The 21,132-nt window shown below is 68.2% G+C and carries 15 protein-coding genes; 8 read left to right on the forward strand and 7 right to left on the reverse strand.

Features of this window, described 5'->3' with window-relative positions; translation table 11 throughout:
- Positions 1–11: 11 nt before the first annotated feature.
- The 7 genes from E5F05_RS03025 to E5F05_RS03055 all read right to left on the reverse strand — a co-directional run bounded on the left by E5F05_RS03025 (position 12) and on the right by E5F05_RS03055 (position 7,968).
- Positions 12–959, reverse strand: a complete 948-nt coding sequence (locus E5F05_RS03025) for a TIM barrel protein (protein ID WP_244944458.1) — start codon at positions 957–959, stop codon at positions 12–14.
- A complete protein-coding gene (gene iolD / locus E5F05_RS03030) occupies positions 956–2,866 on the reverse strand; it encodes a 3D-(3,5/4)-trihydroxycyclohexane-1,2-dione acylhydrolase (decyclizing) (RefSeq protein ID WP_138223728.1) in 1,911 nt (636 codons plus the stop codon). The genes E5F05_RS03025 and iolD overlap by 4 nt, the downstream gene beginning before the upstream one ends.
- Positions 2,863–3,936 (reverse strand): Gfo/Idh/MocA family protein, encoded by a 1,074-nt coding sequence (locus E5F05_RS03035; protein ID WP_212744537.1) that lies wholly within the window; start codon positions 3,934–3,936, stop codon positions 2,863–2,865. Before E5F05_RS03035 ends, iolD begins: the two co-directional genes overlap by 4 nt.
- On the reverse strand, positions 3,933–4,817 hold the full coding sequence (locus E5F05_RS03040; RefSeq protein WP_138223772.1) for an ATP-binding cassette domain-containing protein: 885 nt from the start codon (positions 4,815–4,817) through the stop codon (positions 3,933–3,935). Before E5F05_RS03040 ends, E5F05_RS03035 begins: the two co-directional genes overlap by 4 nt.
- A gap of 8 nt (positions 4,818–4,825) precedes the next feature.
- Positions 4,826–5,839: an ABC transporter permease gene (locus E5F05_RS03045; RefSeq protein WP_138223729.1), complete on the reverse strand. Its 1,014-nt coding sequence runs from the start codon at positions 5,837–5,839 to the stop codon at positions 4,826–4,828.
- A 46-nt stretch (positions 5,840–5,885) separates the two neighbouring features.
- The gene (locus E5F05_RS03050; RefSeq protein ID WP_138223730.1) at positions 5,886–6,800 is read right to left on the reverse strand and encodes a sugar ABC transporter substrate-binding protein; all 915 of its coding nucleotides are present in this window, start codon (positions 6,798–6,800) and stop codon (positions 5,886–5,888) included.
- A gap of 106 nt (positions 6,801–6,906) precedes the next feature.
- On the reverse strand, positions 6,907–7,968 hold the full coding sequence (locus E5F05_RS03055; RefSeq protein ID WP_138223731.1) for a LacI family DNA-binding transcriptional regulator: 1,062 nt from the start codon (positions 7,966–7,968) through the stop codon (positions 6,907–6,909).
- Positions 7,969–8,279: 311 nt separating this feature from the next.
- Here E5F05_RS03055 and E5F05_RS03060 point away from each other — a divergent pair, with 311 nt between their 5' ends.
- The 8 genes from E5F05_RS03060 (at position 8,280) to E5F05_RS03095 (ending at position 21,071) form a co-directional block, all read left to right on the forward strand.
- Positions 8,280–8,828, forward strand: a complete 549-nt coding sequence (locus E5F05_RS03060) for a DinB family protein (RefSeq protein ID WP_138223732.1) — start codon at positions 8,280–8,282, stop codon at positions 8,826–8,828.
- Positions 8,829–9,243: 415 nt separating this feature from the next.
- Entirely contained in the window at positions 9,244–13,962 is a 4,719-nt protein-coding gene (locus E5F05_RS03065; protein WP_138223733.1) for a glutamate synthase-related protein, read from the forward strand.
- A 44-nt stretch (positions 13,963–14,006) separates the two neighbouring features.
- A complete protein-coding gene (locus E5F05_RS03070; protein ID WP_138223734.1) occupies positions 14,007–15,473 on the forward strand; it encodes a glutamate synthase subunit beta in 1,467 nt (488 codons plus the stop codon).
- A 313-nt stretch (positions 15,474–15,786) separates the two neighbouring features.
- Positions 15,787–16,974, forward strand: coding sequence for a 4-hydroxybenzoate 3-monooxygenase (locus E5F05_RS03075; RefSeq protein ID WP_138223735.1), 1,188 nt, complete (start codon positions 15,787–15,789; stop codon positions 16,972–16,974).
- 80 nt (positions 16,975–17,054) lie between these two features.
- Positions 17,055–18,650 carry a MocR-like pyridoxine biosynthesis transcription factor PdxR gene (pdxR, locus tag E5F05_RS03080; protein WP_244944459.1) on the forward strand — a complete coding sequence of 532 codons (1,596 nt, stop codon included), beginning with the start codon at positions 17,055–17,057 and terminating at the stop codon, positions 18,648–18,650.
- 104 nt (positions 18,651–18,754) lie between these two features.
- Positions 18,755–19,513, forward strand: coding sequence for an ABC transporter substrate-binding protein (locus E5F05_RS03085; RefSeq protein ID WP_138223736.1), 759 nt, complete (start codon positions 18,755–18,757; stop codon positions 19,511–19,513).
- The gene (locus E5F05_RS03090; protein WP_425322067.1) at positions 19,513–20,307 is read left to right on the forward strand and encodes an amino acid ABC transporter permease; all 795 of its coding nucleotides are present in this window, start codon (positions 19,513–19,515) and stop codon (positions 20,305–20,307) included. The genes E5F05_RS03085 and E5F05_RS03090 overlap by 1 nt, the downstream gene beginning before the upstream one ends.
- 20 nt (positions 20,308–20,327) lie before the next feature.
- Positions 20,328–21,071 (forward strand): amino acid ABC transporter ATP-binding protein, encoded by a 744-nt coding sequence (locus E5F05_RS03095; RefSeq protein ID WP_129119047.1) that lies wholly within the window; start codon positions 20,328–20,330, stop codon positions 21,069–21,071.
- Positions 21,072–21,132: the final 61 nt, after the last annotated feature.

Genomic DNA, 21,132 nt, shown 5'->3' on the forward strand with positions numbered 1-21,132 from the left:
GAGATTTCCTTTCAAGGGCGGCTGGTGGTCAGTTCCAGCGAACGGAGGTACTCGCGGTTGGCGCGGGCGCTGGCGAACGGTTCACCCATGCCGGGCAGGACATCCTGCTCGACGGTGATCCAGCCGTGATAGCCGCTCTGGCGCAGCGCGTCGAGGACGGCAGGAAACGGCACCACGCCGCGCCCGAGTTCGCAAAACACCCCCGCCCCCACCGCCTGCTGGTAGGTGAGGCCCGCCTGCCGGGCACGGGCGGCCACCTCGGCGCTCATGTCCTTGAAGTGCACGTACCAGATGCGGTCCCGGAAGCGGGCGAGGCCTTCCAGCACGGTCTGCGGGTCGCTGCCGCCGCTGCCGTAGAGGTAATGACCGGTGTCGAACACCAGGCCCACCAGGTCCGGGGCCGTGCGCTTCAGGAAGGTTGCGATCTCGTCCGGGGTTTCGATATACCCGCCGCAGTGGTGGTGGAAGACCGTCCGCAGGCCCGTCTCGGCCTTCACCGCCCGCGCGATGCGTTCTGCTCCCGCCGTGAACGTCTCCCATCCGCGCTCGTCCAGCGCCAGTTCTGGGTGGATGCGGCCCGCGTTCTGCAACCGCCGGGGGTCGCGGCTGTGCTCATCGGCCAGCACGACCAGCGGTTGCCAGTCCGGGTCGCCCAGGTCGGAGACGGCGGCGAGTTGCCGGGCCACCCGCAGGACGCGGGCCTCGCCGTCCGCGTGGGCCGCCTCGTCCCGCAGGAACACGCCCTCGTAGGCCCCCAGCATCGTGAGGTTCCGTTCACGCAGCGCGGCGCGGAGTTCTTCCCGGTCGGTGGGCAGGTAGCCCCAGTCGCCCAGTTCGGTGCCCTGGTACCCGGCCTCCACCAGTTCGTCGAGCATCCGCGCCTGCGGGACGCCCTCGCCAAACCCCTCGATGGTGCCCCAGGAGCAGGGCGCGTTGCCAAATCGAATGGTCGAAGTCACACGTTCTCCTTGACGGTGGTCGGCGCGAAGTAACGCACCTGGTCCGCTACTTTCTCCTCGTAGTGTTCGCGGGTCTGCCGGACCCCGGCCTGCCCCGACACTTCCGCGATGGGCACGTCCCACCAGCTCTCGAAGCCGGGCACGCGCTCGCGCAGGTTGACCGGGACGACGATCACGTGGACGCCCCCCTGTGCCCCGGCATCATTCAGGGCCGCGCGCAGCTCGTCCAGCGTCTCCGCCCGCATGGCGGACGCCCCCAGGCCTTGCGCGTGTTTCACGAAGTCGAGCTGAACGACTGGACCATCGGTGCGGCCGGTCGCCGGGTTGCGGTGGCGCAACTCGTTGTTGAAGCTGGGGCTACCGCATTCCATCTGGAGGCCGCGAATGCTCATGAAGGCGCGGTTGTCCACCAGCACCACCGTCAGATTCACGTTCTCCGCGACGGCCGTAACCAGTTCGCTGTTCATCATCAGGTAGCTGCCGTCCCCGATCATCACCACCACGCGGCGGCCCGGTTCGGCCAGCTGGATGCCCAGCCCGGCGGGAATCTCGTAGCCCATGCAGGAGAAGCCGTACTCGACGTGGTACGCCCCCGGGTCCTCGGCTCGCCACAGCCGCACGAGGTCGCCGGGCATACTGCCTGCGGCACAGACGACCGTGGCGTGGCCCCCGAGAACGTCATTCACCGCGCCGATCACCGCCCCCTGGGCAGGCGGCGTGCTGCCGGTGTCGGCACGCGCCGCGTCCACGGCGGCGTTCCATTCGGTTTTCAGCTCGGAAACCTCGTCCCGGTAGGCCTGCGGCGCACGCCAGCCACGCAGGGCCCCGTGCAGGGCGCGCAGGGCTTCCCGCGCGTCCGCGACGACGCTGAGGGCACCGAGTTTGGCCGCGTCCATCGGAACGACGTTGATCCCGATCACCTGCACGTCCGGCTGCTGGAAGGCCGTCTTGCTGGCGGTCACGAAGTCCCCCAGCCGCGTCCCGACCGCGATCACCAGGTCAGCCTCCCGCGCCAGGCGGTTGGCGGCGAGGCCTCCGATAGAGCCGATAGGGCCGACATTGAGGGGATGGTTCCAGGGCAGGGCCCCCTTCCCCGCCTGGGATTCGCAGACAGGCAGGTTCAACTCGTCCGCAAGCCGGGACAGCGCCTCCTCCGCGCCGCTGTAGATCACGCCCCCGCCGCACACGATCAATGGTCGCTCGGCCCGGCGGATCAGCTCCGCCGCCTGCTCGATCAAGACCTGTTCGGGTGGGGGGCGGCGCACATGCCAGACGCGCTTGTCGAAGAAGCTCGCGGGCCAGTCGTACGCCTCGGCCTGCACGTCTTCCGGCAGGCTGACGACCACCGCGCCGGTTTCGGCGGGGTCGGTCAGCACGCGCATCGCTTCCGGCAGCGCCGAAAGAAGCTGTTCAGGGCGCGAAATCCGGGTATAGAAGCGGCTCACCGGGCGGAAGCAATCATTCGCGGACAGGTCGTGTTCAATGGAGTGTTCGACCTGTTGCAACACCGGGTCGGGAATGCGGTTGGCGAAGATGTCGCTGGGCAGCAGCAGCACCGGCAGGCGGTTGACCGTCGCCAGGGCCGCCCCGGTGATCATGTTCGTGCTGCCGGGGCCGACGCTGGCGGTGCAGGCGAAGGTCGCCAGGCGGTTCCTGTGGCGGGCGTAGGCGGCGGCCACATGCACCATGCCCTGCTCGTTCTGGGGGCGATAGGTGGGCAGGCCCAGTTCGTCCCCGTACTCTTCGAGCGCCTGGCCCAGCCCGGCGACGTTGCCATGCCCAAAGATGCCCCAGACGCCGGGAATCAGCCGCTGCCGCTGCCCGTCCCGTTCTGAATACTGCGCGGCGAGGAACTTCAGGGTGGCCTGGGCCACGGTCAGGCGCTGGGTGTCACGTTCCTTGTTCACCGTCCACCTCCTGCCGGGATTTCCGCCGGGGCGGGGGGCAGCTTCGCCAGTTCCTCCCGCCCGAAGTCCGCCACCCGCACGGTTTCCCCGGTGTTCAGCGCGTGCTGCGCGGCCAGACCCAGGCGCAGCGAGAGCAGGGCGTCGCGGGGGGTGGGCGTGAGGGGGAGGCCGCTCAGAACACCCTGCGCGAAGGCCGTGATCTCCGCCGCATACGCTTCCGGAAACCGCTCAGTGAAATGCCGGGGCCGGTCATGGTTCGCCCCGCGAGCGTCGTACACCGTGAGGTCAGGCCGCCGGTCCCGCTCGATATGCAGCCTTCCCTTCTCCCCCAGCACCTCGGTGCGGATGTCGTAGCCGTAGCTGGTCCGCAGGCCGACCTCCAGCGTCCCCAGCGCGCCGTTCTCGAACTTCAGCAGGGCGACCGCCGTGTCGTGTTCGCCGTACTGGGCGAGTTCGGGGTTCACCAGCGCCCCGCCGATGGCCCGCACCTCCTCCACCTCCCCGACCAGGAAGCGCGCGAGGTCGAGGTCGTGCCCGCCCATGTCCACGAGCAGGCCGCCCGCCGTCACGAGGTACTCCATGGGTGGGGGTTCGGGGTCACGCCCCACCGCGCGGAACCCCTCCAACCGCCCCAGTTCCCCGGCGTCGATCATCTGCTTGGCCTGCACATACGCCGGGTCGTAGCGGCGCTGGAAGGCGACCTGCGCGGGGACTCCGGCAGCCTCCACCGCCTGCACCGCCCGCACCCCGTCCGCGAGATTCTGCGCCAGCGGTTTCTCGGTGAAGATGGCTTTTCCGGCTTTCGCCGCGCGCTCGATCACGTCCGCGTGGGTGGGGGCCGGGGTGCTGATGATGACCGCCGACACGTCCGGCTGGGCCAGGACCTCGTCCAGCGACGTGCTGTACTGCGCGCCCAGTTGCCCGGCCACCCGGCGGGCGTTCTCCTCGCTCACGTCCATCACCCAGGTGACGCGGACGCCGGACAGGGTGCGGAGGACCCCCGCATGGGCCTGACCCATCCGGCCCGCGCCGATCATGGCGCAGGGGAGGTCTTGCTGTGGGGGCATCATCCGTGTCCTCCGGGGTGGACAGCGCCTTCATGCAGCGCGCGGGCGGCAGCCGCCTCGCTCCGGGCCGCCGCCGTCCGGTCGGTGTGGGCGATCTCGCCCAGTTCCACCGACAGTTCCTCCAGCGCCTCGCCGCCCGCCATCATCGACAGCAGGGCCTCACGGTTCGTGGCCTCCTTGGCAAAGGTGCCGTAACTCTGGCCCCGGTTCAGCACCGTGAAGGTGTCCCCGACCGCCCAGGCGTGGTGGACATTGTGGGTGATGAAGATCACGCCCAGGTGGCGGGCACGCGCCTGAAGGACATATTTCAGCACGACCGCCGCTTCCTTCACGCCCAGGGCCGAGGTCGGCTCGTCGAGGATCAGCACCTTCGCGCCGAAGTAGATCGCGCGGGCGATGGCGACCGACTGCCGCTCCCCGCCCGAGAGCGTCCCGATGGCCTGGTCCGGGTCGCGCAGGTCGATGCCGATCTTGTGCAGTTCCTCGCGGGTGATGCGGCTGGCCGTGTCCATGTCGAAGACCTTAAACGGCCCGACCTGCCGCGTGATCTCGCGTCCCAGGAAGAAGTTGCGGGCGATGCTCATCAAAGGGAGCATGGCGAGGTCCTGATACACCGTCGCCACCCCGGCGTTGATGGCGTCGCGCGGACTCTCGAAGACGACCTTTCTCCCCTCGATCCGCAGCTCTCCCCTGCTCGGCTGGTGCACACCGGAAAGCGTCTTGATCAGGGTGGACTTTCCGGCCCCGTTGTCCCCCAGCAGGCAGTGGACCTCGCCGGGATACACCCCCAGGGAGATGTCCCGCAGCGCCACCACCGGGCCGAAGGTCTTGTCCACGTGGTCGAGTTCGATCAGGGGGATGCCCTGACGGCCTACAGCAGACATCTTGGTCATCAGCGGCCAATCGCTTTCTTGCGCAGGAAGTTGTTCAGGACCACGGCGGCCAGCAGCAGGCCGCCCACGAACACTTGGAACCAGTTGGTGTCGATGCCGGTGAAAAAGAGGCCCTGCTGCACCATGCCCAGCATCAGCGCGCCCAGCATCGCGCCGATCACGCTGCCGTACCCGCCGGTCAGCAGGCAGCCGCCGATCACGGCCGAGGCGATGGCCTCCAGCTCCTTGCCGGTGCCGCGCAGCACGTCCGCCGAGCCGGTGTTCAGCACCTGGATGGTGGCGAGCAGCGCGGCAGAAAGGGCCGTCAGCACGAACAGCGTGATCTTGACGCGGCCCACCGGCACCCCCACGTTCCGCGCGGCATGGGGATCGCCGCCCGCCGCGAAAATCCAGTTGCCGAAGCGCGTCCGCAGCAGGACGAAGCTCATCACCAGCCCCAGGCCCAGCCACCACCACACGCTGACGGGCAGGCCCAGCGGCGTGCTCTGAAAGAGGGCCGCGCTGAGGCCGCTGGCTTCCACCCCGGACACGCGCGTGTTGTTGGTGAGCAGCAGCGTCACGCCGACCGTCAGACCGCGCAGGATGAAGAGGGACGCCAGCGTGATGATGAAGGACGGCAGGCCGGTCTTGAGGACGACCCAGCCGTTCAGCGCGCCGAGCAGCCCGGCGACCACGAAGGCCAGCAGGATGCCCGCCCACAGCGGGAGGCCGTACTGCGCGGTGCTGAGGCCGACGATCATGCCGGTCAGCCCGATCATACTGCCGATGGAGAGGTCGAATTCCCCCCCGATCATCAGCAGGGCCGCCGCGACGGCGATGATCCCCAGTTGCGCGGCCACCTCCAGGTAGTTCACGGTCCCGGCGACCGACAGGAACCCCTGACTTCCCGCGAAGAGGCTGAAGACGCCGAACACCACCAGCAGGCCCGCCAGCGAGCCGAACTCGGGCCGGACGAGGAGACGGCGCCACAGGCTGACTTTGCGGAGCCTTTCATCTCGGAGTGTCATCGACATGGTTGCGTTTCCTTCTCGCGCTCCGGTCCGCCAGGCAGGCCGGGGATCAGCGGATGCCGCGCTTCGTCAGGTCGATCACCTGCGCCGCGTTCTGGGACGTCACGAAGCCGGGGCCGGTGGCGATCACGTCGTTGGCGGGTAGCAGGCCGTAGCGTTTGTAGTTCGCCAGGAACACGACCGGCAGGTAGCCCTGGAGGTACTGCTGCTGGTCCACCGCGAAGGCCATCTTGCCGTCGCGCAGGGCGTTCAGCACCGCCGAACTCAGGTCGAAGGTCGCCAGCTTGACGTCGCGCTTGCTGGAATTGACCGCTTGCAGGGCCGGTTCCGCCCCGACCGGGCCGAGGGCCATCACGCCGTCCACCGTGGGATTGCGTTGCAGGTAGTTCGCCACGGCGTTGCGCACTTCCGTGAAGTCGTTCTTGACGGCCACCACCGGCACCTTCTTGCCGAAGCCCTCCGAGAAGCCCGCGCAGCGCTGGTCCAGCCCGGCGTTCCCGACCTCGTGGTTCAGGCAGATGGGGTTCTTGACGCCGAGGGCCTTCATCCGCGCGCCTGCCCCCCGCCCCGCCGCGAATTCTTCCTGGCCGACGTGCATCAGCACGCCGAGCTTCTTGAACACGTCCGCCCCCGAGTTGATGCTCACGACCGGAATTCCGGCTTTGGTCGCCGCCGTGATGGCCTTGCTGAGGGCCGCCGCGTCGGGGATCGACACCACGATGCCGTCCGGCTTGCTCGCCACGGCCGCGTTGATCAGTTGGCTCATCTGCACCATGTCGAAAGTCTGCGGCGAGCGGTACTCGACCTTGGCGTTCATGTCCCTGGCCGCCTGATCCACGCCGTTTTTCACCACCGACCAGAACGGGTCGGAGGCCTGCCCGTGCGTGACCACGACGATCCGGACATTCTGAGCGAGGGCGGCGGAGGCAAGAGCCATCAGGGTCAGGGCAGCAATTTTTTTCATGTTGAAATCTCCTCTCCCGGCTTTTCAAGCGAAGAACGACGACTTATAGGGCTGCAATCGTTTGCACTCCAGGCGACCTCCTTTCACGGGTGCGCATCTCTCCAGTTCATGTTGAAAGTTCGAGGGAAGGCGGGGTGGTGACGTCACAGGGAGGCCCGGTGGAATGACGCACGATCAGGGGCGCGGGAAGCAGGACCTTTTTCCCGGGTTCCGTGGCGGTACCGGCAACGGAGGCTTCGGCCCGGCGCCTGACCAGGGAGACGAGGGTATGGCAGGCGGCCTGTCCCAGGTCATAGGTCGGCTGGGCAATCACGGTCATGGGCGGCTCCAGAATCTGCATCAGCCTGGAGTCGTCGAAGCCCACCACCGAAACGTCGTGGGGAATGCGTACCCCCAGTTCCCGCACGGCCAGAACCGCGCCGACCGTCATCTCGTGACTGCTCACGAAGAGGGCCGTGGGCCGGACGTTGGCCGGGAGGCTCAGGAGGTGCAGCGCGGCCTCATGCCCACTGGCTTCCCGGTAATCGCCAAATTGCACCAGCGCCGGGTCGAAGGGGATCGCGGCGCCGCGCAGCGCGTCCTTGTAGCCCTGCAACCGGCCCGTCGCGGTACTGACCGTCTGATGGCCGAAGATTCCCCCGATGCGGCGGTGACCGAGTTCGGTGAGGTGCTGGACGGCGCTGCGGGCGCTGCCCACGTTGTCCACCTGCACGCTGTGGGCTTCGCTGATCCCGCTCACCCGGTCCAGTTCCACCACCGGGAGGCCCTGGAGCAGAGCCTGATGTTCCCGGGTGTGGGCCGTCGGAATCAGGATCAACCCCTGCGGCATGTGGCTGCGGAGCGTTTCCAGGGCCCGGCGCTCCTTGCGTTCCGACTCGTCACTCGTGAACAGGATGACGTTCAGGTCGTACTGTTCCGCGGCGTCCTGCACGCCTTTGGCGAGTGTGGCGTGAAACGGGTTCAGATCGGTGATCACCAGGCCCAGGTTGCGACTTTCCTGCTGGCGCAGGCTGCGGGCCAGCGCGTTCGGGCGGTAGCCGGTCTGCCGCACGGCGTCCAGCACCCGGTCGCGGGTTTCCTGAGCCACCATGTCCGGACGCGCCAGCGCCCTTGAAACGGTGGACGGAGAAACCGCAGCCAGTCTGGCCACTTCTTCAAGCGTCGTCATGCAATCGTTCGCAGCCTTTCGGAAAGAAAAGGTGAGGGTGGATTGCTCGCAGCTTCAACCGCCTATTCGCAGTTGCAATCGTTGTCACTGTAGATGGCTGAGTATGGTCATGCTGGTCACCATTTGTCAAGGGGGCCCGCGACTTGAGGGGCAGGCTCGACAGCCTATGCTCCGGCTGACGCACCGAAGCGGCGTGGGTGCCCACGGTGTCGCCCGCCTTTCTCCGAAGAGGCGGTAAGGGGACTCCCGTGGTCACGGCTCCCAAGCCATCGGCTCCGGGCAAAATCCGAACCGTCCCGTACACTTGACCCATGACCCCACGCACCCCGGAGGAGCAGCTCGCGGCGCTCCAGGCTGTCTACCCCACACCGGAAGTCGTCGCCCTGCAACTGGACCGCGAACTCGCCGCCCTGGAGGAGACTATCCGCGCGGCGGCACCCCACTGGAGCACGCGGATGCCTGGCCGGGACTGGACGCCCGCGCAGGAAGCGGAGCACGCCATCCTGGTCAACGAGGGGACCGGCAAACTCGTGCGGCTGCTGCTGTCGGACCGGCCCCTCCGGGAGGCCCCGCAGCAACCCGGGCAAACGGAGAACGGGAAGCGTCTCGCCCCGCCCGGGACGGAACCCGGCGCGGGGGAGGCGCTCGATACGCTGCTGACCCGCCACGCCGCGGCCTCCGCCCTGCTGGCGGGTGTCCGCGCCGATCCCAACCCGGACCGGACCTTTTTCCACCCGTTCATGGGGAAGATCGATGCCCTCGACTGGCTGCGGATGGCCACCTGGCACACCCGGCACCACCGCAAGGCCATACAGGCGGGCCTCGACCACCTGAACGCCGGGGAACGCGCGGAGATGTGAACGCCCGGCCCGCCGCCCTTCCCGGCAGCGGTGGGGGCGGGAACGTACGGCCTGGCAGCGTCCCGCGTTGCCGCCTGGCTTGAGGCCGAGCGGCCCCCGACCGGCCCTAAAAACCAGCGTCCAGCTCGGCGCTGCCCTGTTGCTTCATCCCGGGCGGAGTCGGCCCTGCTGGTTCTGGCTGGTTGCCTGGACCTCTGTCCGTCCGGGCTGATCTTGCTCTGTCTGAATCACACCTCGTTCCTCCGGTCATCCTCTGATCTAGGCAAGAAAATGCGTCTGTGCGAATAAGGCCCCCGGCGATAGGACCGCGCTGCGGTCAGACGCGGCACACATGGACAACTGGGCCGCGTATTTATGCAATCTCTGTACTCTCTAAACCTGCACCGCCTGGCGCAGGCCGAGAGAGGAGTGCCCGATGGATCACAACGAACTGCACCTGCCTTCCCCCCAGGAAACCGAGGCGCTCAGCCAGCAGGGCCTGTACCAGCACGAACACGAACACGACGCTTGCGGTGTCGGCTTCGTCGCCCACCTGAAGGGCCACAAGACCCATGACATCGTCACGCAGGGCCTGGGGATTCTGGAGAACCTCGACCACCGTGGGGCGGTCGGGGCCGACGAACTGATGGGTGACGGTGCGGGCATCCTGATTCAGATTCCCGATGAGTTCTACCGCGCCGAGATGGCGAGACAGGGCGTGACCCTGCCGCCGCCCGGCGACTACGGCGTCGGGATGATCTTTCTGCCCAAGGAACACGCCTCGCGCCTGGCGTGCGAGCAGGAACTGGAGCGCGCGATCCGGGCCGAGGGGCAGGTGCTGCTGGGCTGGCGCGACGTGCCGGTCAGCCGTGAGATGCCGATGTCCCCGGCGGTGCGCGCCAAGGAGCCGGTGATCCGTCAGGTGTTCATCGGCCACGGGCCGGATATCCTGGTGCCCGACGCGCTGGAACGCAAGCTGTACGTGATCCGCAAGCGGGCGTCGCTGGCGATCCTGCGCCTCAAGCTCACACATGGGCGTGAGTACTACGTGCCCTCCATGTCCTGCCGCACGGTGATCTACAAGGGTCTGCTGCTCGCGGGTCAGGTCGGGGAGTATTACCTCGACCTGCAAGACCCCTCGGTGGTGTCGGCCCTCGCCCTGGTCCACCAGCGGTTCTCGACCAACACCTTCCCCGAGTGGTACCTCGCGCACCCCTACCGCATGGTGGCGCACAACGGCGAGATCAACACTGTCAAGGGCAACTTCAACTGGATGCGGGCGCGCGAGGGCGTGATGAAGTCCCCGGTGCTGGGCGACGACCTGCAGAAGCTCTACCCCATCAGCCTGCGCGGGCAGTCGGACACCGCCACCTTCGACAACGCGCTCGAACTGCTGACGATGGCGGGCTATCCGCTCGCGCACGCGATGATGATGCTGATTCCGGAAGCCTGGGAGCAGCACGACCAGATGGACGAGCGCCGCCGCGCCTTTTACGAGTACCACGCGGCGATGATGGAGCCCTGGGACGGCCCGGCCGCGATGGTGTTCACCGACGGGCGCCAGATCGGCGCGACCCTGGACCGCAACGGCCTGCGTCCCGCCCGCTACATCGTCACGAAGGACGATCTGGTGGTGCTGGCCTCGGAGTCGGGCGTGCTGCCGATTCCCGAGCACAAGATCGTGAAGAAGTGGCGGCTCCAGCCGGGCCGGATGTTCCTGCTCGACCTCGACGAGGGGCGCATCGTCGACGACGAGGAACTGCGGAGCCGCTACGCCTCGGCCAAGCCCTACCGGCAGTGGATCGAGAACGTGCGGGTCAAGCTGGACGAACTGGCGGCAGACGGCGAAGTCCCGGCGTTCCGCGAGTCGCTGCTCGACCGCCAGCAGGCCTTCGGCTACACGCAGGAAGACCTGAAGTTCCTGCTGAGTCCCCTCGCCGCTGCGGGCGAGGAAGGCGTCGGCTCGATGGGCAACGACTCGCCGCTGGCGGTGCTGTCGGGCAAGAACAAGCCGCTCTACAACTACTTCCGCCAGCTCTTCGCGCAGGTCACCAACCCGCCCATCGACCCGATCCGCGAAGCAGTCGTGATGTCGCTGGTGTCCTTTATCGGCCCGCGCCCCAACCTGCTCGACATCAACGCGGTCAACCCGCCGATGCGGCTGGAGGTGGCGCAGCCGGTCCTCGACTTCGCGGACATGGCGCGGCTGCGCGGCATCGGGCGGCAGACGGGGGACAAGTTCCGGCCCTACGAACTCGGTATCTGCTACCCGGCGGCCTGGGGCCACGAGGGCGTGGAGGCCCAGCTCGCCTCACTGTGCGCGCATGCGGTGGACGCGATCCGCAGCGGCCACAACATCCTGATCCTGACCGACCGCGCGGTGGACCGCGACCACGTCGCCATCCCGGCCCCGCTGGCACTGTCGGCGGTCCATCAGCACCTCGTCCGTGAAGGGCTGCGGACGACGGCGGGCCTGGTGGTCGAAACGGGTTCGGCACGGGAAGTGCATCACTTCGCGGTGCTGGCGGGCTACGGGGCGGAGGCGGTCCACCCCTACCTCGCGCTGGAGACGCTGGCGGCGCTGTACCCGGAACAGCCCGAAAAGGCCAGCGCCAACTACATCAAGGGCATCGGCAAGGGCCTGTCCAAGATCATGTCGAAGATGGGCATCAGCACCTATATGTCGTACTGCGGTGCCCAGATTTTCGAGGCCATCGGGCTGAGCGAGGACCTGGTGCAGAAGTTCTTCCGGGGGACCTCGACCCAGGTGGGCGGCATCGGTGTGTTCGAGGTGGCCGAAGAGGCGCTGCGCCTCCACCGCGCGGCCTTCAGCGACGATCCCCAGCTCGCGCAGAGGCTGGACGTGGGCGGCGAGTACGCCTGGCGGGCGCAGGGTGAGGAGCACATGTGGACGCCCGACGCGGTCGCCAAGCTCCAGCACGCGGCGCGCTCGGGCCGGTTCGAGACGTACCGCGAGTACGCCCGCCTCATCAACGACCAGTCCCGCCGCCACATGACGCTGCGCGGCCTCTTCGAGCTGAAGATGGACCCCGAGAAGGCCATCCCGCTGGAGGAAGTCGAACCCGCCGCCGAGATCGTCAAGCGCTTTGCGACGGGCGCGATGTCCCTGGGGTCGATCAGCACCGAGGCGCACACGACGCTCGCCGTCGCGATGAACCGCATCGGCGGCAAGTCGAACACCGGCGAGGGCGGCGAGGACCCGGCGCGTTACCGGGGCGAGATGCAGGGCCAGCAGACCCGGGCGGGCACCCGGCTGAGTGACCTGCTGGGCGAGGGGCGCATCGAGGCCCCGGCAGACTACGAGCTTCAGGAAGGCGACTCGCTGCGCTCGAAGATCAAGCAGGTCGCGTCGGGCCGCTTCGGGGTCACGACCGAGTATCTGGTGTCCGCCGACCAGATTCAGATCAAGATGGCCCAGGGCGCCAAGCCCGGCGAGGGCGGGCAGCTTCCGGGCGGCAAGGTCACCGACTACATCGCCTATCTGCGCCACTCGGTCCCCGGCGTGGGCCTGATCTCTCCTCCCCCGCACCACGACATCTACTCCATCGAGGACCTCGCGCAACTGATCCACGACCTCAAGAACGTCAATCCACAGGCCGACATTTCGGTGAAGCTGGTGTCGGAAGTGGGCGTCGGCACGGTCGCGGCGGGCGTGGCGAAAGCAAAGGCGGACCATGTGGTGATCGCGGGCCATGACGGCGGCACAGGGGCTTCGCCCTGGTCCTCCATCAAGCACGCCGGGTCGCCCTGGGAACTGGGCCTGGCCGAGACGCAGCAGACGCTGGTGCTGAACCGCCTGCGCGACCGCATCCGCGTGCAGGCCGACGGCCAGATGAAGACCGGGCGCGACGTGGTGATCGGGGCGCTGCTGGGGGCGGACGAATTCGGCTTTGCCACCGCACCGCTGGTGGCCGAGGGCTGCATCATGATGCGCAAGTGCCACCTGAACACCTGCCCGGTGGGTGTGGCGACCCAGGACCCGGTGCTGCGCCAGCGGTTCGCGGGCAAGCCCGAACACGTCATCAACTTCTTCTTCTTCGTGGCCGAGGAAGTGCGCGAGATCATGGCGGCGCTCGGCATCCGCCGCTTCGACGACCTGATCGGGCGCAGCGACCTGCTCGATACCCGAAAGGGCATCGAACACTGGAAGGCGCGGGGCCTCGACTTCAGCCGCCTCTTCTACCGGGCCGAACCGTCTGGCCTCGCGCGGCGGCATTTCGGCCAGCAGGACCACGGCCTGCACGGGGCGCTGGACATGACCCTGATCGAGAAGTGCCGCCCGGCCCTGGAGCGCGGCGAGAAGGTCAAGGTGCTGGAGACGGCCAGGAACGTGAACCGCACGGTCGGCGCGATGCTCTCCGGCGAACTGATCCGCCGCCACCCGGACGGCCTCCCCGACAACACCATCTTCATCCAGATGGAGGGCAACGGCGGCCAGAGCTTCGGCGCGTTCCTGGCGAAGGGCATCACGCTGTACCTGATCGGGGACGCGAACGACTACACCGGCAAGGGCCTGTCGGGCGGCCGGGTCATCGTGCGGCCCAGCATCGACTTCCGGGGCGACGCGACCAGGAACATCATCGTGGGGAATACCGTGCTGTACGGGGCGACCTCGGGCGAGGCTTTCCTGCGCGGCGTGGCGGGTGAGCGGTTCGCGGTGCGGCTCTCCGGCGCGACGGCGGTCGTCGAGGGTACCGGCGACCACGGCTGCGAGTACATGACCGGCGGCACGGTCGCCGTGCTGGGCAAGACGGGCCGCAACTTCGCGGCGGGCATGTCGGGCGGCATCGCCTACGTGTACGACGAGGACGGCCAGTTCGCCAGCCGCTGCAACCCCGCGATGGTCACGCTCGACCGGGTGGTGCCCTCGGGCGAGCAGGAAGCCAGCATCCCGCAACGCTTCTGGCACCGGGGGCAGACCGACGAGGCGCAGCTCCGCCAACTGCTCGAAGACCACCACATGTGGACCGGCTCGCTGCGTGCCCGCGAACTGCTCGACCACTGGGACGCCGCGCTGCCGAAATTCGTCAAGGTCTTCCCGCGCGAGTACGAGCGCGCCCTGGGGGACCTGGGGGCCGGGGCCAGCCACCCCGAACCCGACGAGACGCGCGCCGCGCCCACCGTGCTCCGCTGAGCGAATTGATCGGGAACTGCGCTGTTAAGACTGGGGAGAGATCAATGGGAAAAGTCACCGGCTTTCTGGAATACCGGCGCGTGAAGGAGACATACGAGCCGATTGACGCGCGCCTGAAGCATTACCACGAATTCGTCCTCGAACTGAATGTCGAGCAGGCACGGGTGCAGGGCGCGCGCTGCATGGACTGCGGCATCCCGTTTTGCAACAACGGCTGCCCGGTCAACAACCTGATTCCCGACTGGAACGACCTGGTGTACCAGGACGACTGGCGCGCGGCCATCGACGCGCTGCACGCCACCAACAACTTTCCGGAATTCACCGGGCGTATCTGTCCGGCCCCCTGTGAGGCCGCCTGCACCCTCAACCTCACCGATGAGCCGGTGGGCATCAAGTCCATCGAGCGCGCGATCATCGACCGGGCCTGGAGCGAGGGCTGGGTGGCGCCCCAGCCGCCGCCCTTCCGGACGGGCAAACGGGTCGCGGTGATCGGCTCCGGCCCGGCGGGCCTCGCGGCGGCGCAGCAACTTGCGCGGGCGGGCCATGACGTGACTGTGTTCGAGAAGAATGACCGGGTGGGCGGCCTGCTGCGTTACGGCATCCCCGACTTCAAGCTGGATAAGGAACTGATCGACCGCCGCGTGGTGCAGATGGAGGCCGAGGGCGTCACTTTCCGCACGGGGGTGCTGGTCGGCAGCCTGCCCGAGGGGTCGAAGGTGGGCAACCTCGCCCGCGAAACCGTCTCGCCGGAGGAACTGACCCAGACGTTCGACGCGGTGCTGCTGGCGGGCGGGGCCGAGCAGCCGCGTGACCTGCCGGTGCCGGGCCGCAGCCTGCGCGGCGTGCACTTCGCGATGGAGTTCCTGCCCCAGCAGAACCGGGTGAACGCGGGCGACACGCTCCCCGAGCAGCTTCACGCCGGGGGCAAGCACGTGATCGTGATCGGCGGTGGCGACACGGGCGCGGACTGCGTGGGCACGTCCAACCGCCACGGCGCGGCGAGCGTCACGCAGTTCGAGCTGCTGCCGATGCCGCCCGAGCGCGAGAACAAGGCCCTGACCTGGCCCTACTGGCCCTTCAAACTCCGCACCTCCTCCAGCCATGAGGAAGGCTGCGAGCGCGAGTTCGCCATCGCCACCAAGGAATTCCTGGGCGAGGACGGGCAGCTCACCGGCATCCGGACCGTGCGGCTGGAGTGGGAAGGCGGCAAGATGACCGAGATTCCCGGCAGCGAGGAGGAACTGAGGGCCGATCTGGTGCTGCTGGCGATGGGCTTTGTCGGTCCGGTCGCCAGCATCCTCGACGCTTTTGGCGTGGACAAGGACGCGCGGGGCAACGTGCAGGCCGGGGCGGACGAGGTGGGCGGCTACGCGACCAACGTGCCCAAGGTGTTCGCGGCGGGTGACATGCGCCGGGGCCAGTCGCTGGTGGTCTGGGCGATCCGCGAGGGACGGCAGGCCGCGCGCGCGGTGGACGAGTTCCTGATGGGGGCGAGCGACCTGCCCCGTTGAGGGGGGAGCACAAGCCACCGTACTCGCGGCCGACCGGGGACTTCTCCTGGTCGGCCGCTTTGCTGCGAGCAGCGACCCGAGCAGGAACGTTGGCCATCCAACCTACTCCTTTGGGTGGAGGAGCGGGCAAGCACCCGCCGCGCTTTCTCACAGGTCCCAGGCGGAGGAAGGCGGGCCTTTCCTGAATACCGGGAAACCCCGCTTGCGCCGCGCGGCCGCCTCCCGCAGATTGAGGCCACACCACAGCCGCACGGCCTTCCTGCGCCCCTGGCGCCCCACCTCCACTCCCCGTCCTCCCCAGGAAGGAGACACCATGTCCGCGACCCCCGTTCGTACCCCGGTCGGCATTGTCGGTGCCGGTCCCGCCGGTCTGTTTCTCGCCCACCTGCTGCACCGCCAGGGCATCGAGAGCGTGGTTCTGGAAACCCGCTCGCGGGAGGAGGTCGAGGGGACCATCCGTGCCGGGGTGCTGGAGCAGTGGACGGTGGACCTGATGCAGGACCTGGGTCTGGGGGACCGGATGCGGCGCGAGGGGCACTTCCACCGCGGCATCACCCTGCGCTTCAACGGGGAAAGCTGGCACCTCGACTTCGAGGACCTCACCGGCGGCAAGCGCGTCACCGTCTACCCCCAGCACGAGGTCCTCCGGGACCTGATCGCCGCGCGGCTGGCGAACGGGGGGGAAATCCGTTTCGGCGTGCAGGACGTGCAGCTCCACGGCCTCACCACCGACCGCCCCCGCATCACCTACCGGAACGGGGACGGTGAGCCGGAAGAGCTGCACTGCGATTTCATCGCCGGGTGCGACGGTTCCCAGGGCACCTCACGGCAGCACGTCGAGGGCCGCACCGAGTACCAGCACCTCTACCCCTTCGGCTGGCTGGGTATCCTGGTCGAAGCGCCGCCCTCGCACCACGAGCTGATCTACGCGCGGCACGGGCGCGGCTTCGCCCTGCTCAGCACCCGTTCCCCGGACATTCAGCGGATGTACCTCCAGTGCGGCCCGACCGACAACGCGGCGGACTTCCCGGACGACCTGATCTGGTCCGAGCTGCACAGACGCCTGGAGACGGTGGACGGCTGGACCCTCACGGAGGGCCGCATCTTCCAGAAGAACGTGATCGGGATGCGCTCCTTCGTGTGTGACCGGATGCAGCACGGACGGCTCTACATCGCCGGGGACGCCGCGCACATCGTCCCGCCCACCGGGGCGAAGGGCCTCAATCTCGCCGTGGCCGACGCCGTGTACCTGGCGCGCGGCCTGGAGGACTTCTACGGGCGTGGGCGCCGGGACCGGCTCGAACAGTACACCGCGACCTGCCTGCGCCGCATCTGGAAGGCGGAGCGCTTCTCCTGGTACATGACGACCATGCTGCACACCAACCCGGCCGAGGACCCCTTCGAGCAGCGCATCCACCTCGCGGACCTCGACTACGTCGTGCATTCGCGGGCCGCCGCCACCGCCCTCGCCGAGAATTACGTGGGCCTTCCGCTGGACTGAAGCGCCCGGGGACCGGGCCGCAAGCGGCAGAGGTTGACGGCGATTGACCGGGAGGCCAGGATGATCTGGGAGGAACGAACGTGCCAGATCAGGCTCAGATGGACCAGCCAGCCGTGGGGCGGGACCGGCCCGGCGTGGCGGCCCCTCCGGCGGACCTGCCGCTGATCCTCGACCGGAGCAGCCGGACGGCGCTCTCCAAGCAGCTTTCCGGGCAACTCCGCACGGCGATTCGCTGCGGGCAACTCGAACCCGGGCAGCGGATGCCGTCCACCCGTGCCCTGGCGGACGCGCTGGGCGTGGGCCGCAACATCACCTTCGAGGCCTACGAGGACCTGCTGGCCGAGGGCTATCTGGTGGGCAGGGACCGCTCGGGCACCTACGTCGCCCACGACCTGGCGGCCGAGGTGCCCGGCCAGCCCCGCCCGTTGCCGACCCCCAGCACGGCGGCCCGCTGGCTGCGGCGGCAGGTGCCCGAGCCTCACGTGGAAGACGCGATCACCAGCGGCCTGCTGGAGTTCCGGGTGGGGCAGACGGACACCCGCGCCCTGCCCCAGACCGAATGGCGGCGGGCCTGGCGCGACGTGGCGGAACTGGACCTGCCCAGCGACTACGACGACCCGGCCGGGGACCTGCGGCTGCGAGAAGCCGTCGCCGGGTACCTGAAACGGGCGCGCGGGCTGGTCTGCACGGCGGACGACGTGATCATCACCGCCGGGGCCGTGCAGGGCGTGAATCTGGTGGCCCAGGCGGTGCTGGAACCCGGTGACACCGTGGGCTTCGAGGAACCCGGCTACCGCCTGGCCCGTCAGATTTTGCAGGAGGCGGGAGCCCACATCCTGCCGCTGCCGGTGGACCCGGACGGCCTCCGGCTGGACGCGCTCCCCACCGGGACGGACGCGCCGTTGCTGGTGTACACCACCCCGTCCCACCAGTTTCCGCTGGGCGTGCGGCTCTCGATTCCCCGGCGGCTCGCGCTGCTCGAATGGGCGCAGCAGCACGACGCGCTGATCATCGAGGACGACTACGACAGCGAGTTCCGCTACGGCGCGCCGCCCCTGCCGTCCCTGGCGTCCCTCGACACGAACGGGCGCGTGGTGTACCTCGGGACGTTTTCCAAAGTGCTGTCTCCGGCGGTGCGGGTCGGCTACGTGGTCGCGCCGCCAGTGCTGCGTGACCGGCTGCTGCACATCAAGGGGCGGCTGGATTTCCACACGTCCTGGCCGGTGCAGCGGGCGCTGGCGCTGTTGATCGAACAGGGCCACCTGGAGCGTCACATCCGCCGAATGCGGCGGGTGTACGCGGCCAAACGCTCGCTCCTGAGCAGCGCTCTGCACGGCGTCCGGCCCCACGCCCGCCTGATGGGCCTGGAAGCGGGCCTGCACGCCCACCTCGAACTCGATCCCGCGATTCCGGCGGAGCGGGTGGTCGCCGCCGCCCGCCAGCACCGCCTGATCGTCCCGAGTCTCAGCCCCTACTACCTGGGGACGCCCGACCGCAACGGCCTGCTGCTGGGCTACGGCGGCCTCTCGTTGCCCGATCTGGAAGAGAGCGCGCGGCTGCTCGCCCGCGCCGTCGCCCAGGTGTCCCGGAGAGCCGCTGAGGCGGACGGGTGGGGCAACTGGCTGGTGAATCTGGAGGAGAACTGGCTTTGCGACCCGGCCACACCCGCCCTATAACTGGGCGCAATCCATTTCCCAGCGCCGTCCCGTTCACACCGCGCCTGCGCGTCCACGATCTTCCCGGCCCGCCGTCCGGCCCGCCGGTCCCTCTGGAGTGTCCGATGAACCGTACCGCCCGTGCTTCCCTGCTGTTTTCCCTCCTCGCCCTCGGTTCTGCCCAGGCCCGGCCCTGGCAGGAGATCAAGGCGTCCGGCGTGATCAAGATCGCCACCAACGCCGAATTCAAGCCCTTCACGTACTACGAGGGCAACACGATGAAAGGCTTCGAGTACGACCTGGGCAACGCGCTGGCCAAGCAGCTCGGCGTGAAGGCCGAGTGGGTCAACCAGCCGTTCGACTCGCTCCTGATCGGCCTGAACCAGGACCGCTTCGACCTGGTGATCTCCTCGCACGGCATCACGCCGGAGCGGCAGAAGGCGGTGGACTTCAGCCACCCGCACTATTGCAGCGGCGGCCTGATCGTCTCCAGGATCGGCGGGCCGAAGACCGGCGCCGACCTCAAGGGCAAGACGGTCGCCACCCAGATCGGCACGACCTACGTGGACCAGATCCGCAAGATTCTGGGGGACCGCGCCGTGCGCACCTACCCCAGCAACGCCGCCGCCCTGCAAGCGCTGCAAGCGGGCCGGGTGGACGCCGTGGTGAACGAGAAGTTCTACAACCTGGCGGCGATCAAGGCGAACAAGGGCCAGTTGCAGGCCGGTGACCTGCTGTTCCAGGAACGCATCGGCATGGCGGTCAAGAAAGGCAACACGTCGCTCCTCCAGGCGGTGAACGGCGCCCTGGCGACCGTGATGAAGAACGGCGTGTACGCCAAGCTCTCCCAGAGCTACTTCGGACAGGACGTGCGGTGCAAGTAATCCCGGCCGGAAAGGGAGCGCCGGGGAAGGGCGGCAGCCCGGCGCTGGTGGTCGCGGGCTGGATCGTGTTCGCGGTGGCCGCGTTCTACCTGCTGTTCCTGGGGATCAGCCTGGTGCTGTCCAGCGCCCCCGACCCCATCGGTTCCCGCGCCGCGCTGTTCGTGGAAGGTGCGCGCACCACCCTCACCCTCACGCTGATCTCCGGCGTGCTGGGCCTGCTGATCGGCACGCTCGTCGGGCTGGCCCGCACCTCGCCCCTCTGGCTGGTGCGCGCCCCCGCCGCGTTCTACATCTGGGTGATTCGCGGCACGCCGCTGCTGGTGCAGATTCTGTTCGTGTACAACGCCCTGCCGATGATCCTGAAAAAGCTCGGCATCCAGGCCGAACTGAACGAGTTCTCCTCGGCTGTCCTCGCGCTGGCCCTGAATGTGGGCGCGTACAACGCCGAGGTGATCCGCGCGGGCATCCTGGCCGTACCCCGGGGGCAAAACGAGGCCGCGCGCTCGCTGGGCCTCAGCGGCACGCAGACCATGACCAGCATCGTGCTGCCGCAGGCCCTGCGGGTGGTGACGCCGCCGCTGGTGAACAACCTGGTCGCGCTGCTCAAGGACTCCTCGCTGGCCTCCTCCATCGCCCTGCTCGAACTCACGCTGGCGGGGTCGCGCGTCTCCAGCGAAACCTTCCAGCCGGTCCCCGTCCTGACCACCGTGGCCTGCGTCTACCTCGCCCTCACCACCGTGATGACGCTCTTTACCGACGTTCTGGAGCGAAGGCTCAAGGTCGCCTCGCGCTGAAAATGGAGAGGAATCCAACCATGACGCAAGCGGGACCGATCATCGTGGCGAAGGACGTGGAGAAGCATTTCGGGAGCTTCCAGGCCCTGCGGGGAGTGAGCCTCACCGTCCAGCCCCGCGAAGTCGTCGTCATCATCGGCCCCTCCGGCAGCGGCAAGAGCACCTTCATCCGCACCCTCAATGCCCTCGATCCCCACGACCACGGCTCCATCACCGTCGACGGTATCCCCCTCGACGGGCAGCGGCACCTCGACGAAATCCGCCGCGAGGTCGGCATGGTCTTCCAGTCCTTCAACCTCTTCCCCCATCTCACCGTCCTCGAAAACATCACCCTCGCCCCCACCCGTGTCCGCAAAACCAGCCCCGCTGAAGCCGAACAGCGTGCCCTGGAACTCCTGAGGCGGGTGGGGATTGAGGAACAGGCGCACAAGTATCCGGCGCAGCTCTCAGGGGGGCAACAGCAACGGGTGGCGATTGCCCGGGCGTTGGCGATGGACCCGAAGGTGATGCTGTTTGATGAGCCGACCTCGGCGCTGGATCCGGAGATGATCAAGGAGGTGCTGGATGTGATGAAGGAGCTGGCGCGGTCGGGGATGACGATGCTGGTGGTGACGCATGAGATGGGGTTTGCGCGGGAGGTGGCGGACCGGATTTTGTTTTTTGACCGGGGGCAGATCGTGGAGGATACGACGCCCGAAGCCTTCTACAACCATCCCCAGCACGAACGCGCCCAGGCCTTTTTAAGCAAAATCCTCGGCCACTGACGGGACGCTCCACACCTCCCCCCTCAACGACGCAGCCGCCCGCCCTTGTGCTCAGGCGGCT

The sequence above is a fragment of the Deinococcus metallilatus genome (assembly GCF_004758605.1).
Classification (GTDB): domain Bacteria; phylum Deinococcota; class Deinococci; order Deinococcales; family Deinococcaceae; genus Deinococcus; species Deinococcus metallilatus.

What these genes read in the sequence shown, in the direction of transcription:
- E5F05_RS03060 (WP_138223732.1), top strand. Translation starts at nt 8,280, where the DNA reads ATGACCCCACGCACCCCGGAGGAGCAGCTCGCGGCGCTCCAGGCTGTC.
- E5F05_RS03085 (WP_138223736.1), top strand. Translation starts at nt 18,755, where the DNA reads ATGAACCGTACCGCCCGTGCTTCCCTGCTGTTTTCCCTCCTCGCCCTC.
- E5F05_RS03070 (WP_138223734.1), top strand. Translation starts at nt 14,007, where the DNA reads ATGGGAAAAGTCACCGGCTTTCTGGAATACCGGCGCGTGAAGGAGACA.
- E5F05_RS03040 (WP_138223772.1), bottom strand. Translation starts at nt 4,817, where the DNA reads ATGTCTGCTGTAGGCCGTCAGGGCATCCCCCTGATCGAACTCGACCAC.
- E5F05_RS03065 (WP_138223733.1), top strand. Translation starts at nt 9,244, where the DNA reads ATGGATCACAACGAACTGCACCTGCCTTCCCCCCAGGAAACCGAGGCG.
- E5F05_RS03055 (WP_138223731.1), bottom strand. Translation starts at nt 7,968, where the DNA reads ATGACGACGCTTGAAGAAGTGGCCAGACTGGCTGCGGTTTCTCCGTCC.
- E5F05_RS03075 (WP_138223735.1), top strand. Translation starts at nt 15,787, where the DNA reads ATGTCCGCGACCCCCGTTCGTACCCCGGTCGGCATTGTCGGTGCCGGT.
- E5F05_RS03045 (WP_138223729.1), bottom strand. Translation starts at nt 5,839, where the DNA reads ATGTCGATGACACTCCGAGATGAAAGGCTCCGCAAAGTCAGCCTGTGG.
- E5F05_RS03050 (WP_138223730.1), bottom strand. Translation starts at nt 6,800, where the DNA reads ATGAAAAAAATTGCTGCCCTGACCCTGATGGCTCTTGCCTCCGCCGCC.
- E5F05_RS03095 (WP_129119047.1), top strand. Translation starts at nt 20,328, where the DNA reads ATGACGCAAGCGGGACCGATCATCGTGGCGAAGGACGTGGAGAAGCAT.
- E5F05_RS03035 (WP_212744537.1), bottom strand. Translation starts at nt 3,936, where the DNA reads ATGATGCCCCCACAGCAAGACCTCCCCTGCGCCATGATCGGCGCGGGC.